The following is a 13,461-nucleotide window of genomic DNA, read 5'->3' as shown; positions in this document are numbered from 1 at the left end:
CTTGACCAGCAACCTTCACGTTGGCAAGGTTTGGCGCGATGGGACGGACGGGCTGTCCGTGTTTTCCCGGTCCACTCCGGACAACATCGCGTTTGCCGGGACTTGTCGTCCCGTCTCCGCCCCTCAAGGAGGCACCCCCAGTGAGGCTCCCCCGCCGTCTGACGGCGTCCGTCACCGCATCGGCGCTCCTCCTGACCGCCGTTGCCGCCTGCGACTCCGGCAGTGCCACCCCCAGTGAGAAGACCGATGTGATCATCGGCGCCGACCTGGCCTCGGGCTCGGCGATCGACGCCGCCTACGCCCGTGCACTGCAACTGCGGGTCGAACAGGTCAACGCATCCGGCGTGCTCGACAAGCACAATCTGGTGCTGCGCGTTCAGGACAACAAGTCCGACCCGACGGCGGCACTTCGGAACATCAGCATGCTCGCTGACGATCCGGCCGTCGCCGCGATCATCACCGGCGGCTGCAACGAATGCGTGGTCGGCGCCGCCAAGACGATCAACGACAAGCGGGTCCCGACCATCGCCCTCGCCGCCGCCGACGAGGTCAGCACCCCCGTCGAGGAGCGCCGGCACCTCTTCAAGCTCGGCCCCAACGCGAACGACAGCGCCGCCACCCTCGTGGCCGAGTTGTCCCGTACCGGCACGAAGCGGGTCGCGCTGCTGTATTCCGACGATCTCTATGGCAAGGGCGGCCATGTCCGCATGGCGGCGCAGCTCGACCGGGCCGGGATCAAGGTCGTCAACCAACTGCCGGTCAAGCCGACCGCCACCGACGTCACCCAGACCGTCGGCACCCTGACCGACACCGAGCCGGAGGCCCTGGTCGTCTGGACCGGCCCGGACCAGGCGACGCTGGCAGCGGTCAGCGCCAAGGCCGCCGGCTTCCAGGGCCGGCTGTACTTCGACGCGGCAGCAGCCGGCGACCTCTTCGTGCCGCAGGAGGCCGCGGCGGCGACGAGCGACGCCACCATGGTGTTCACGCAGATCCTCGCGATCGACGACGTCATCGCCACGACTCCGGCCAAAGCCGCCCGTAAGCAGTGGTTCCGGGACTACACCTCCCGGTACGGCAGCTACTCGGGAGTGGCCTCGTTCGGCGCCGATGCGGTCACCCTGATCGCCGACGCGGTCGCGAAGGCCGGCGGGGACCGCAAACGGATCCGCGACATCCTGGAGACCACGCAGACCGATGGGCTGTCCGGCCCGATCCGGTTGACGCCGGACAACCACTCGGGCCTGATGCCGCAGGCGCTGACCCTGCTGGTCGCCCGCGCCGGTCGCTGGCGGTTGCTGAGCTGACCCGGCTAGGACAGGGGGCGCTCGACGGGGTAGCGCTGGGCAAAGCTGATGCCGTCGAGATCCCGTACGCCAATGGCAAGAGCCGGGCCCAGGCACTGGGCGTAGGTGAACGCACCGACGACCGATCTTTTCTTCGGCGGGATGCTCGCCCAGTGCAGGACCTGCATGCGGTGCGCCGTCGGCGGCCACGAAATCTTGATCACCTGGACGCGATCCGGCAGTCCTGACTCCCACTGCAGCACGTTGAGCGGGTCGACGTCGTCGATGGTTCCGGCGAAGCCCTCCAACGCCGCGACGATGACGCAAGCCTGGTACCGGGCTTGCTGGTAGCCGGCCGGATCACGGTCGGCGGGCGGTAGGACGATGACGATGCGGGATTGCAGCTGATGCAGGTTGATCTGCTCGATCTCCCACCCGAAGGAGGCGCGTAGGTCCTGGCCGGGGTGCAGAACCAACACAATCGAATGAGCACGCCGGATGAGCCCGAGAATCGACGGCTGCCAACCGTCGTGCGGTGCCCGCAGATAATCGGGCCCCGGCGGGGCCAGTGCCCGGTCCGGGTCCACGAGGGCCACGGTCCGCATCCCCGTTTCGGCACGGACGACCCGGGCCACGATTTGTTCCAATGTGGCGGTTGGGCTCATTCCCGCGAAGCTGAAGACCCGCTTGCCGCGGGAGTCACGGACCACGGTTTCACCGTCGCTGCCGAAGGGCCGCAGGAGCAGCGTGAATTCCTCTCTGGAGGCGAGCAGTCCGGGCAGAGCTTCGCTGCAGGCAGCGGTATGCGCCGAGCGCTCGTAGCGGCCCCACCGCACCGCGACGGCCGCAATGCCGGTCAGCAGCAGGCTTGCTGGCAGCACGAGGAAGCCGTAGTCGGCCTCGGCCCAGAGCAGGAACGACAGCGCGGCCAGCACGATCAACAGGCCCACGATGCCCCAGCCGAGGGTTGACCACAGCCGAACCAGAATGATGCGCATCAACCATCCTCCGCGGTCGTCGTCGCACCATATCCGCTGGGCCAGCCGGCGACCCTGGACTGTCAGGTTGCCGCCAGAGTGACGTCTCAAGACCACCAGATGAAGGAGAAAGGTACGCGTGAAGCGCGCGCTGATCGTCGGCATCGACAGTTACCCCTCCCAGCGTTCCCTGACCGGTTGCGTCGCGGATGCGGTCGCCCTGCACGCGCTGCTGGCCAGGCACGCGGACGGCACACCGAACTGGGACGCCTTGTTGATCACGAGCGACAATGCTCTGGAGATCACCCGCGACAGCCTGCGCCGTGCCCTGACCCGGCTGTTCGGCAACGCGCGCGACGCCGATCTGCTCTTCTACTTCGCCGGCCATGGCGGCCAGACCCCGTGGGGTGCCGACCTGATGACTCAGGACGCCACCACGCACAGCCTGGGCGTCTCCATGAACGATCTCGTCACCCTGGCTAACGACTCCCCGGCGCGCAGCATCACGATCGTGCTCGACTGCTGCTTCAGCGGCGACATCGGCAACAGTCCAGGGTTGAGGGCGGCCGGGGTGGCCGAGAACTTCCGCCTGGACCGAGCGGTCCTCCGGGAGAACCTCACCATCATGGCCGCCAGCCGCGCCACAGAACCGTCCCAAGAGTCCGCCGGGCACGGTGTCTTCACCCGCATTCTGCTCGAAGGTCTCGACGGCGGCGCCACCGATCACCGTGGCAACGTGACGGCCCTGAGCCTGTACGGCTACCTCAGTCCAGCCTTCAGCGCCTGGCAACAGCGGCCCGTGCTGAAAACGTCGCTGACCGAGCCCGTGGTGCTCCGGGTCGGTGCGCCGTGGCTCGACCTCGGCATGCTGCGCGACCTGCCCCGCCACTTCCCCGCCGAGGACCATCGGCTGCAGCTGACGCCCGCGCATGAGGGCGACGGCCGGCCGCTTCCTCCCGACGATCGCGGAACGTTCGAGCAGCAGCAGTTCGACTATGTCGGCCGGCTCCGCAACGCCCACCTGGTCACCACTGACGACCTGCGTGATCATTACTGGGTAGCCATGGACAGCGGCTACGTCTATCTCACCCCGCTGGGGCGCCACTTCTGGCGGCTGGCTGACCGAGGGATCCTCTGATGCGTATCGGCTTCACCGGGCACCAAGGTCTCACCGGCGCCACCCGCCGAGCGGTCACCGCCGCTCTCGCCGCTTTCCTCGCGGACCTCGCTGACGACGACCTCGTCGCAATCACCAGTCTCGCCGAGGGCGCGGACCAGATCTTCGCCCTGACTGTCCTGGCCGCCGGCGGGCGGCTGCACGTCATCGTGCCCAGTCTGGGTTACGAGCACACCTTCACTGACGAGCAGGCGCAGCGAAACTACTTCGCCCTCCTGAGCCAGGCCAGCGAGACGACCTCCCTACCCTTCGCGGCTCCCAGCGAAGACGCCTACCTCGCCACTGGTCAGGCCGTCGTCGACCGCTGCGATCGTCTCGTCGCGGTGTGGGACGGCCGTCCGGCAGTCGGGAAGGGCGGCACCGGGGACATCGTCATCTACGCCGACGAACTGGGCGTCGACCGCCACATCATCTGGCCGGCCGGCGCGCGGAGAGGTTGACCCTCAACGGACTGAGGTGGTGGCGCGGACCCAGGGCAGTGCGAGGCGCTCGATCAACACGAGCAGGTAGTAGAGCACGATGCTCACCAACGCCAGCAACGTGACGGCGGCGAACGCTGTCGAGGTATCGCCCTGGCCGCTGGTCTGCACGATGATCATGCCGAGGCCGGTTTCGCCGTACTGCATCTCGCCGACCACGACGCCGATCACCGCGAGCGGCATGGCGACCTTGAGCCCGACGAAGATCTGCGGCAGCGCGGCCGGCAGCCGGACCCGGCGAAAGATCTGCGACCGCGAGGCGTCCATCGCGCGGGCCAGGTCGACCAGGTCCACCGGGGTGCTGGTCAGGCCGGTCGCCGTGGAGAGCACGATCGGGAAAAAGCAGACCATGAACGCCATAGCCAGAATCGGCGCCGAGCCATAGCCGAACCAGATCAGCATCAGCGGCGCGAGAGCCACCTTGGGCACCGCGTTGAAGGCCACCAGCAGCGGCGAGAACATCCGCTCGACCGGGCGCCAGGCGGCGATGGACACCCCGATCAGCACGCCGACAGCCACGGAGAGGCCGAAGCCCAGAACGGTCGACTGGGTGGTGTGCCAGGTCTCGCTGAGCAGCACCTCGCGATAGCGCCCGAACCCGTCGGACACCTCCGCGGGGCTGGGCAGCACCACCGGGTTGATCTCGAGGGCGGCGGTCACCGCCCACCACCCGGTCACCGCGACGACCAACCCCAGAAGCGGCCACCACACCACCGAGAACGTACGGCGGGGCGCGAGCCCCTGAGCCGGTTCAGTCAGCACGTCGTCGTCTCCTCCACCCGGCCGCGGGACACCCGGTGGGCGGGCATCCCGCGGCTGGGGGTAGCCGGATCAAGCGTTCGGCACCAGGTCGAACGTGATGACCTGTTCGGGGGTCAGTCCGGCGGGGATCTGTCCGGACCCTTGCAGGATCGCGATGCTGCGCGCGACCCGCTGGCTGTCCAGGGCGCCGACCGGCACACCGGCGGCCTCGGAACGCACGAACGGACCCATCAGCGTCAGCTCGGCGGCGGCGGACTCCGGCACGGCCGTGGCGACGTACTTCTTCAGGATCGTGCCGGCTTCGCCCGGGTTGGTGATCGAGTCCTGCAAGCCCTTGAGCAGCGCCTCGGTAAACTTCTTGACCTTCTCCGGGTTGTCCTTCGCGTACTGCGAGGACGTGATCAGCACATTGCCGTAGAGGTCCTGGAGGTAGTCGCTGTACGGCAGGAGCACCGCGGTCTTCTTCGCGATGCCCTCGATGGTGGGCTTGCCGACCACGAACTGCCCGATGCCGTCCGCCTTGTGCTGCGCCAGCGTGCCGAACAGCGTCTGCGCCGTGCCGTTCACGAAGGTGACCTTGGTGGCGTCCACGTTGGCTAATTTCGCGTACGTGGGGAACAGGTTGCGCACGACGGAGCCGGGAGTGTCCGCCAGGGTCTTGCCTTCGAGGTCCTTGGGGGAGTTGATCCCGTAGCCCTCGAGCGACATGATCGCCGCCATCGTGCGCTGCTGGATCGCCGCCACCGCGGTGAACCCGGAGATCTTGGGCGCGCCACTGGCGCCGCCTGCGGCGAGCAGGCCGCCGGTGAGGTCGATCGGGGTGAACTGGGCCTGGCCGCCGACGATCGCCTTGACGTTCTCGCCGCTGCCGTTGCCCGGCTTGATGTCGACGTCGAAACCGGCGGCCTTGAAGTAGCCCTTCTCCTTGGCCACATACGCGTAGCTGTCGCGGCCGAAGGTGCCGAACGACGTCAGGTAGGTGACCTTCTCCAGCGCCTGCGAGCCGCTGGCCGCGCCCTTGTCGTCCTTGTCGTCACTGCATGCGGCAGTGGCGGCAAGGGTCGTGGCCAGCGCGGCGGCCACGAGCGTGCGGGTGAATGTCCTTCTGTGCACCGTGTTCCTTCCCAACCGAGGGGGTGTTGAGGCGGGGGTGAGACGACCTCGCGCACGTCAGCGTAGGGGACCAGACATCGATCAACGATGACAGGTGTGTATCGAAGCCACCCTTGTGGACAGCCTGTCCCAGGCAGCGGATCATCTATGGCTACAGTGTCAGCGCATTGACCTGACTTGATTCGAAGGCGCGCACAGATGATCCGTCTCTCCAGTGTCTCCCGGTCGTTTACCGGCCGTTCCGGCACCGTGGACGCTGTGAGCGGGATCGATCTCGACGTTGCGGAGGGCGAGTTCGTCGCCGTGCTCGGCCGCTCCGGCTGCGGAAAGTCCACTTTGCTGCGCATGATCGCCGGACTGCTCCCGGCCACCACCGGCGAGGTACGCGTTTCAGGCGACCGGGTGACGAAGCCCCGCCGTGACATAGCCATGATGTTCCAGAAGCCGGCCCTGCTCCCCTGGCGCTCGGTGCTCGACAACGTGCTGCTGCCCGTGCAGATCTTCGGCGGGAAGAAGGCCGCTCACCGGGCGCGCGCCCACGAGTTGTTGACCATGACCGGCCTCGCCGGTTTCGAGCGTCGGCTCCCGCACGAGCTGTCCGGCGGCATGCAGCAGCGGGTCGCGCTGTGCCGCTCGTTGATCGCCGAGCCGCGGGTGATGCTCATGGACGAGCCGTTCTCCGCCCTGGACGCCCTCACCCGCGAGGAGTTGTCGGGCGAGCTGCAGCGCGTCCACATGGACCTGAACACGACGATCGTCTTCGTCACCCACTCGATCGACGAGGCCGTGCTGCTCGCGGACCGGGTCGTGGTGCTCAGTCCCCGGCCAGGCCGCATCCGCGAGATCCTCGACGTCAAGATCCCCCGCCCCCGCACGCTGGGCCGCGGCGCCCACCTCACCGAAGTCGCCCAATGCAGCGCCGAGCTGCACGAACTGCTGATGGCCTAGGGAAATCATGCGCGTCTGCCTGTTCGTCGAGCCGCACCGCGGCGCCACCTACGACACTCAGCTCCGGTTCGTCCGGCACGCCGAGGACGCCGGATATGAGGGGTTCTTCCGGGCCGACCACTACCAGGCGATGGGCGCGGACCCGGGGCTGCCCGGGCCGACCGACGCCTGGATCACCCTCGCCGGACTGGCCCGCGAGACCTCCCGGATCCGGCTGGGCACGCTCGTCAACTCGGCGACCTTCCGGCTGCCGGGGCCGCTGGCAGTCATGGTGGCCCAGGTGGACGCGATGAGTGCCGGCCGGATCGAGCTCGGGATAGGCGCCGGCTGGCTGGAACGCGAGCACACGTCCTACGGAATCCCCTTCCCGCCGCTGGCCGAACGCTTCGACCGGATGGGCGAACAGCTCGCGATCATCACCGGGTTGTGGGCCACGCCGGACGGCGAGACGTTCTCGTTCGACGGCAAGCACTACCGGCTGCTCGACGCGCCCGCGCTGCCCAAACCGGTGCAGCGGCCCGGCCCGCCGGTGATCGTCGGCGGCCGGGGGCCACGCCGCACCCCGGAACTGGCCGCCCGCTTCGCGGACGAGTTCAACATGCCGTTCAAGACCGTCGCGGAGACGGCTGCGGCATTTGATCGGGTACGCCAGGCCTGCGACACGTACGCCCGCCCCGCCGACCGCCCACTGACCCTGTCGGCGGGTGTCGTCGTGGCGATCGGGCGTACGGACGCCGAGGCACAGCGCCGCGCCGCACCCCTGCACGTGCCGAGTGCACTGCCCCCGGAGGACCCTGTCGTCGGCTCGCCGGACGCGCTGGTGCAACGCCTCGGCGAACTGGCGGAGATCGGCGCCAACCGGGTTCACCTGCGCATCATCGATATGTCCGACCTGGAGCACGTCGACCTGATCGCCGGACACGTCCTTTCCCAGCTGTAGAAGATGACGCTGAGTAATGGTCGGAGTCACCCGATCGGTGTCGTGCGAGCGATGTCACCCGCGCGCGCCTGAGGTCAGCCTTAAGAAGCGGTGACTGCACTGGCGAGTCGCCCCGGACCTTCCGTAACGTGCGCGGCATGGCATTGCGCACCTGGGCCAAACTGCTGTCCGCGACCCTCGGCGTGGGCGCGTTGGCGGCCGCCAGCCAGCTCGGCATGGCGTACGGCCTGGGCATCGTGCGCCTGACCCGGGTCGTCGACGTGACCGCGCGTGATCAATGGCTCGCTCAGCTTGCGTGGATCGCCTGGTTCCCGATGACCGCGGCAGTGGCCGGCGCCCTGGCCGGCACGGCCTGCATCCGCCGCTGGGCGCCCGGCTTCCGCGGCGGCGCCGGCACCGAACTCGCCATCGCTGCAGCCGCGGCGCTCGGCGCTGCCGTGGTGGTGCCCCTCACCATGCAGCCCGCCCGCACGGCACTGGTCGCCGGCGTGAACCCGGTGGTGATCATCGCCATCTGCGCAAGTCTGGGCGCGGTGGTCGGCATCTTCGCCGCATGGGCCGCACTCGCGCAGGCGGTTGCCCGGTGGAGCCTGATCGCGCTCGGTGCGGCGGTCTGGTTGGTGGCGCTCGTATCCGTGGTGCCGTCGCTGGCTCCCGGTGACCCGCTGCCCGCCGTACGACTGGGGGTGTTGGACGCCGGGTTCCTGGCGCCCGCGGTCACGCAGCGAACCGCCCTCGCCACGATGCCCGCCCTGGCGCTGCTGGCCGGCGCCGGCCTGGGCTGGGTGGCACGCCGCCGCGGCCTGCCGACCCTGACCATCGCGCTGGCCGGGCTCTCCGGTCCGGCGCTGCTGACCCTCGCCTACCTCATCGCCGGCCCCGGCTCCGGCTCGGACCGCTACCAGGTGGTTCCTTACTGGGCGGCGATGGTCGCCACGGGAGCCGGCGTGCTGGGTTCGGTGCTCGCCGCGGTCCTCCGCCGCCCGTCCGGCTCGCAAGCCGACGAGGACGCCAGCGAATCGGACGGCCTGTTCCTCGACGAGACCGGCCGCGACGACGCCGCGGAGACTTCATCGTCGGCCGCCAAGCCACCGCTGCCCCAACGCACCAGCCACCAGGAATCAGCCATCGCCGCGGCCGCCGCCGCCCATCCGGCGCCCGCTCCGTCCCCCGCGCCCGAGCCATCCCCCGCAACCGATCCGTTCACTGCGCCCGGCCCGGCCGCCGTGCCGAGCCATCGGCCCGCGGGAAAAACCCCGACAGCGACGGCGACCGCTTCCGTTCCGGCGATGCCGCCCCTTCAGACCCCGGACCCGCTGCTGCGCGCGGCTGACACCGCGGTCTTCGACGTTCCCGGCAGCCAGCAGTCGGACCCACTGCTTCGGGCGGCTGACAACGCCGGTTCCGACACCCCCGGCAGCCAGCAGCCGGACACCTTCGACGGCTTCGGGCGGCACGCCGCGGAAGCCCGCCCACCGGCGCAGCGCAAGGCCACAACGCCTCGCAAAGCCGCCGCGCCACGGAAAGCCACCGCGCCCCGCAAGGCCACTGCACCGCGCACGGCCGCCGCGCCCCGCAAGGCCACCGAATCCCGCAGTGCAGCCACGCCACCCGCACCGCGATCCCCGGAACCAACCGCGGTGAGCCGGCCCCTCGCGCAGCCAACCCCGACCAGCGCCCCACTGCCGAACCCGCAGCCCCTGACCCCGCCACACCCGCCCCTGCCGAGGCCGGGCGCAACGCCGCCCAGTGGAAGAGCAACCCCGCCCGCCGGAAGCACCCCCACCAGCGGCAGAGCAACCCCGCCCGGCCCAGCGGCAGCCCCGGCCAGCGCGGCGTCGACCCAGCCCGGCCCGGCGGCAACCTCGACCGGTGCGCCGGCAGCGAACGGGCCCGGCGGCGGCCGCGGCCGGAACAAGCCCGGCCACCGCAGGGACGAAGAGATCGAGGAGTGGGTCAGCGGCCTCGGAAAGTGATCAGGCGGAGGTTGGCGTAACCGGCAGGTAGACCCGCCCGCCCGAGTTCAGGAACTCCTCGCTCTTGTTCTGCATCCCCTGAGCGGCATACTCCTTGAGCTCCTGGCTGATCTTCATCGAGCAGAACTTCGGCCCGCACATCGAGCAGAAGTGTGCCGTCTTCGCGGGCGCGGCGGGCAGCGTCGCGTCGTGGTACGACCGCGCAGTGTCCGGGTCGAGCGCCAGGTTGAACTGGTCCTCCCAGCGGAACTCGAACCGTGCCTTGGACAGCGCGTCGTCCCACGCCTGCGCACCCGGGTGTCCCTTGGCGAGGTCGGCCGCATGCGCAGCGATCTTGTACGCGATGACGCCCGCCTTCACATCGTCCCGGTCCGGCAGCCCCAGGTGTTCCTTCGGCGTCACGTAGCAGAGCATCGCGGTCCCGAACATGCCGATCATCGCGGCGCCGATGGCCGAGGTGATGTGGTCGTACGCGGGAGCGATGTCCGTGGTCAGTGGCCCGAGGGTGTAGAACGGCGCACCCGCGCACAGCTCCTGCTGCAGGTCGACGTTCTCTTTGATCTTGTGCATCGGCACGTGGCCCGGGCCTTCGATCATCACCTGGACGCCGTGCTCCCAGGCGATGTGGGTGAGCTCGCCGAGGGTCCGCAGCTCCGCGAATTGCGCATCGTCGTTGGCGTCGGCGATCGAGCCGGGTCGGAGCCCGTCGCCGAGGGAGAAGGTCACGTCGTAGCGGGCGAGGATCTCGCACAGTTCGGCGTAGTTCTCGTAGAGGAAGTTCTCCCGGTGGTGCGCCAGGCACCAGGCCGCCATGATCGAGCCGCCGCGCGACACGATGCCGGTGACCCGGTTGACGGCCAACGGCACGTACGGCAGAAGCACGCCGGCGTGCACGGTCATGTAGTCGACGCCCTGCTCGGCCTGCTCGATCACCGTCTCGCGGAAGATCTCCCAGGTGAGTTTGACCGGGTCGCCGTCGACCTTTTCCAGCGCTTGGTAGATCGGGACGGTGCCGATCGGGACCGGCGAGTTGCGGATGATCGACTCGCGGGTCTCGTGGATGCGCTTGCCGGTGGACAGGTCCATCACCGTGTCGGCGCCCCACTTGGTGGCCCAGGTCAGCTTGTCGACCTCCTCGGCGATGGAGGACGTGACGGCGGAGGTGCCGATGTTGGCGTTGACCTTCACCAGGAACTTCGCGCCGATGATCATCGGCTCGATCTCCGGGTGGTTGATGTTGGCGGGCAGCACGGCCCGGCCGGCGGCGATCTCCGCTCGGACGACTTCGGCGTCGACATCTTCGCGGATGGCGACGTACTCCATCTCGGCGGTGATGATGCCCGCTCGCGCGTAGGCGAGCTGGGTGGGCCGCTCTCCTGCCAGCGGCGTACCGGCACCGGCGACCGGGGCCACATCGCCGCGGGCCGCGATCCACGGTCCGCGCAACGGCGGCAGGCCGACCTCCGGATCACTGCCCGGGCCGGACGTGTCGTAGAGCCGGACGGGTGGGTTGTCGCCGGTCAGCTCGACCTCCGCGAACGGCACCCGCAGGTCCGGCCGGGATCCCTCGACGTACACCTTGCGCCTCATGTTTCCTCCCCAATCATGATTAACCGGGCACACTCGGGCCGCGAAGAATCGCTGCCAGTGCCGGCCAAACTCAGGCGAAATGCTGCAGTGGCCCCGGTCCCGCGCCGAGCTTCCAGTCGCGGCCACCGGCCAGCGCCCGCGCCACATAGGACTTGGCGAACGCGACAGCGTCCGAGATGTCGTCACCGTGCGCGAGCCGCGCAGCGATGGCCGAGGAAAACGTGCAGCCGGAACCGTGGTTGTTCAGCGTCGGCACGGGCTCGCCGCGCAGCTCCGCCGTCCGACCGCCGGTGCACAGGAAATCAACCGCAAGCTCACTGCCGGTGACCACCACCGCCGCCGGCCCCCGCTCCACGAGCGCGACCGCCGCCTGGGCCATCTCCTCGGCCGTCTCGACCCGGCGACCGAGCAGGGCGCCAGCTTCGTGCCGGTTCGGCGTCAGCACCCGCGGGTACGCAAGCAGCGGCGCCACAGCCGCAACACCCGACAACCGACTGCCGCTGGTCGCCACCAGCACCGGATCCACGACCAGGTTCGGCAGCTCGGCGGTCCGTGCGGCAAGCAGCTCGGCCAGCGCCGGATCCCCCACCATCCCCACCTTGACCGCCGCCACGTCGAAGTCGGCGAGCACAGCGTCGAGCTGGGCCGCCACGATCTCCGGTGGCACCGAATGGATGGCGGTGACCCCGAGCGTGTTCTGTGCGGTGATCGCGGTCAACACGGAGACGCCATAGGTCCCCAACGCCGCGAACGTCTTAAGGTCGGCCTGAATACCAGCTCCGCCGCCGGAATCCGACCCGGCAATGGTCAGCACGACCGGCGGCGTGCAGCCGTCGCCTTCGTCACGACCAGCCAGCCGCCCGGCCGCAGCAGCCGGCGATGTGCCGCCGCGGCCGGTCATGCCGCCACCGCTTCCGCCAGGATGCGGGTGGTCCGTTCCGGATCGTCCGAGCGCATGATCGCGCCGAGCACCGCAATCCCTGCCGCACCCGCCTGCACACAGGCCTCCGCCCGCTCGGCCGAGTCGATGCCACCCAGCGCCAGCCAGGGCCGCCCGTCACCGCGCTCAGCCGCCAGTGCCGCTGCCCGCTCGACTCCCAGCGCCGGACCATAACCGGGCTTGCTGTCGGTCGGGAAGATCGGCGACAGCGTGACGTAGTCCTCATCAGACAGTTGTTCGACTCCATGCCACGAGCGTCCCACGAGCGGGACCTCCGGCGGCCGGTTGTCCACAGAAGACAGATGAACCGCGTTGCCACCCAACGGATCCGCGCCCGCCACGATCACCCGATCAGCGCCGGCGACGCTTCTGAGCTGCGCGGCGAGGGCTGCGCGTTCGGCGTACGGAAGATCCTTGTCACGCAGGACGACCCACGCGGCGCCGCCGCGGACCGCGGCTCGGACCACCTCGGTGAGCGGCCCGGCGGCAAGCCGGCGGTCCGTCAGGACGACGACGCCGGTCGGGGTCACCACTGCGGCAGGCCTTCGTCGGAGGTGGAGGCCTGCGCGTGGTAGCGCTTAGGGATGCGGCCGGCGCCGGCGGCGAGCCGGCCGGCTTCGACCGCGTGCCGCATCGCCGCCGCCATGCGCGCCGGATCGGCCGCCCGGGTGACCGCCGACGCGACGAGCACGGCGTCGCAGCCGAGTTCCATCGCGAACGCCGCGTCGGAGGCGGTGCCGATGCCCGCGTCCAGGATCACCGGGACGTCGACCGAATCGCGGATCAGCCGGATGTGGTGCGGATTGCCGATGCCCAGCCCCGACCCGATCGGCGCGCCCGCGGGCATCACGGCCGCGCACCCCACATCGGCCAGCCGCCGGGCCAGGATCGGGTCGTCACTGGTGTACGGCAGCACCCGGAACCCGTCGCCCACCAGCCGTTCGGCGGCCCGCAGCAGCTCGAGGCCGTCCGGCAGCAGGGTCCGCTCATCGCCGATCACTTCGAGCTTGATCAGGTCGGTCTCGAAGGCGTCCCGGGCCAGGTGCGCAGCCTTGACGGCGTCCGAAGCGGTGTAGCAGCCGGCCGTGTTCGGCAGGATGCGCAGGCCCAGCCGGTCGAGCAGGGGCAGCAGGCCGGGGCCGGCGGCGTCGACCCGCCGCAGCGCGACAGTTACCAGCTCGGTGCCGGAGGCCACGATCGCCGCTTCCAGCGCGGACAGGCTCTCGGCGCCGCCGGTGCCGAGGATCAGCCGGGACTCGCCAAACAGCTCCGACAT

At 69.8% G+C, this 13,461-nt stretch carries 13 protein-coding genes; 6 read left to right on the top strand and 7 right to left on the bottom strand.

Annotated features, from left to right (window positions below; translation table 11 throughout):
- Positions 1–140: 140 nt before the first annotated feature.
- Positions 141–1,304, top strand: coding sequence for an ABC transporter substrate-binding protein (locus ACIA1L_RS08785; protein ID WP_396071985.1), 1,164 nt, complete (start codon positions 141–143; stop codon positions 1,302–1,304).
- Between the two features lie 5 nt (positions 1,305–1,309).
- Here the strand turns inward: ACIA1L_RS08785 and ACIA1L_RS08780 are convergent, their stop codons facing one another.
- Positions 1,310–2,281 (bottom strand): hypothetical protein, encoded by a 972-nt coding sequence (locus tag ACIA1L_RS08780; protein ID WP_396071984.1) that lies wholly within the window; start codon positions 2,279–2,281, stop codon positions 1,310–1,312.
- A gap of 118 nt (positions 2,282–2,399) precedes the next feature.
- On the opposite strand from ACIA1L_RS08780, the gene ACIA1L_RS08775 reads away from it, so the two are divergent.
- A complete protein-coding gene (locus ACIA1L_RS08775) occupies positions 2,400–3,398 on the top strand; it encodes a caspase domain-containing protein (protein WP_396071983.1) in 999 nt (332 codons plus the stop codon).
- Positions 3,398–3,877 carry a hypothetical protein gene (locus tag ACIA1L_RS08770; protein ID WP_396071982.1) on the top strand — a complete coding sequence of 160 codons (480 nt, stop codon included), beginning with the start codon at positions 3,398–3,400 and terminating at the stop codon, positions 3,875–3,877. Before ACIA1L_RS08775 ends, ACIA1L_RS08770 begins: the two co-directional genes overlap by 1 nt.
- 3 nt (positions 3,878–3,880) lie before the next feature.
- On the opposite strand, the gene ACIA1L_RS08765 is transcribed toward ACIA1L_RS08770, so the two are convergent.
- Both ACIA1L_RS08765 and ACIA1L_RS08760 read right to left on the bottom strand, forming a co-directional pair.
- On the bottom strand, positions 3,881–4,678 hold the full coding sequence (locus tag ACIA1L_RS08765; RefSeq protein ID WP_396071981.1) for an ABC transporter permease: 798 nt from the start codon (positions 4,676–4,678) through the stop codon (positions 3,881–3,883).
- A 69-nt stretch (positions 4,679–4,747) separates the two neighbouring features.
- Positions 4,748–5,791, bottom strand: coding sequence for an ABC transporter substrate-binding protein (locus ACIA1L_RS08760; RefSeq protein WP_396071980.1), 1,044 nt, complete (start codon positions 5,789–5,791; stop codon positions 4,748–4,750).
- 198 nt (positions 5,792–5,989) lie between these two features.
- On the opposite strand from ACIA1L_RS08760, the gene ACIA1L_RS08755 reads away from it, so the two are divergent.
- The 3 genes from ACIA1L_RS08755 to ACIA1L_RS08745 all read left to right on the top strand — a co-directional run bounded on the left by ACIA1L_RS08755 (position 5,990) and on the right by ACIA1L_RS08745 (position 9,655).
- Positions 5,990–6,739 (top strand): ABC transporter ATP-binding protein, encoded by a 750-nt coding sequence (locus tag ACIA1L_RS08755; RefSeq protein WP_396071979.1) that lies wholly within the window; start codon positions 5,990–5,992, stop codon positions 6,737–6,739.
- Between the two features lie 7 nt (positions 6,740–6,746).
- Entirely contained in the window at positions 6,747–7,679 is a 933-nt protein-coding gene (locus tag ACIA1L_RS08750; RefSeq protein WP_396071978.1) for an LLM class F420-dependent oxidoreductase, read from the top strand.
- Between the two features lie 137 nt (positions 7,680–7,816).
- Entirely contained in the window at positions 7,817–9,655 is a 1,839-nt protein-coding gene (locus tag ACIA1L_RS08745) for a hypothetical protein (protein ID WP_396071977.1), read from the top strand.
- Here ACIA1L_RS08745 and thiC read toward each other — a convergent pair whose 3' ends face one another.
- The 4 genes from thiC to ACIA1L_RS08725 all read right to left on the bottom strand — a co-directional run bounded on the left by thiC (position 9,656) and on the right by ACIA1L_RS08725 (position 13,461).
- Positions 9,656–11,245: a phosphomethylpyrimidine synthase ThiC gene (thiC, locus tag ACIA1L_RS08740; RefSeq protein ID WP_396071976.1), complete on the bottom strand. Its 1,590-nt coding sequence runs from the start codon at positions 11,243–11,245 to the stop codon at positions 9,656–9,658.
- A gap of 70 nt (positions 11,246–11,315) precedes the next feature.
- Entirely contained in the window at positions 11,316–12,146 is an 831-nt protein-coding gene (gene thiD / locus ACIA1L_RS08735) for a bifunctional hydroxymethylpyrimidine kinase/phosphomethylpyrimidine kinase (protein ID WP_396071975.1), read from the bottom strand.
- Positions 12,143–12,718, bottom strand: a complete 576-nt coding sequence (locus ACIA1L_RS08730; protein ID WP_396071974.1) for a thiamine phosphate synthase — start codon at positions 12,716–12,718, stop codon at positions 12,143–12,145. Before ACIA1L_RS08730 ends, thiD begins: the two co-directional genes overlap by 4 nt.
- The gene (locus ACIA1L_RS08725; protein ID WP_396071972.1) at positions 12,712–13,461 is read right to left on the bottom strand and encodes a thiazole synthase; all 750 of its coding nucleotides are present in this window, start codon (positions 13,459–13,461) and stop codon (positions 12,712–12,714) included. The genes ACIA1L_RS08730 and ACIA1L_RS08725 overlap by 7 nt, the downstream gene beginning before the upstream one ends.

This window comes from Actinoplanes sp. NPDC051859, assembly GCF_044452725.1.
Lineage (GTDB): Bacteria > Actinomycetota > Actinomycetes > Mycobacteriales > Micromonosporaceae > Actinoplanes.
This window is presented reverse-complemented; position numbering and strand designations above follow the sequence as displayed.

Bases quoted from the DNA above. Each gene is read 5' to 3' on its own strand.
- ACIA1L_RS08725 (WP_396071972.1), bottom strand. From the start codon at position 13,461: ATGTCGGAGCTGTTTGGCGAGTCCCGGCTGATCCTCGGCACCGGCGGC.
- thiC (WP_396071976.1), bottom strand. From the start codon at position 11,245: ATGAGGCGCAAGGTGTACGTCGAGGGATCCCGGCCGGACCTGCGGGTG.
- ACIA1L_RS08755 (WP_396071979.1), top strand. From the start codon at position 5,990: ATGATCCGTCTCTCCAGTGTCTCCCGGTCGTTTACCGGCCGTTCCGGC.
- ACIA1L_RS08780 (WP_396071984.1), bottom strand. From the start codon at position 2,281: ATGCGCATCATTCTGGTTCGGCTGTGGTCAACCCTCGGCTGGGGCATC.
- ACIA1L_RS08750 (WP_396071978.1), top strand. From the start codon at position 6,747: ATGCGCGTCTGCCTGTTCGTCGAGCCGCACCGCGGCGCCACCTACGAC.
- ACIA1L_RS08770 (WP_396071982.1), top strand. From the start codon at position 3,398: ATGCGTATCGGCTTCACCGGGCACCAAGGTCTCACCGGCGCCACCCGC.
- thiD (WP_396071975.1), bottom strand. From the start codon at position 12,146: ATGACCGGCCGCGGCGGCACATCGCCGGCTGCTGCGGCCGGGCGGCTG.
- ACIA1L_RS08745 (WP_396071977.1), top strand. From the start codon at position 7,817: ATGGCATTGCGCACCTGGGCCAAACTGCTGTCCGCGACCCTCGGCGTG.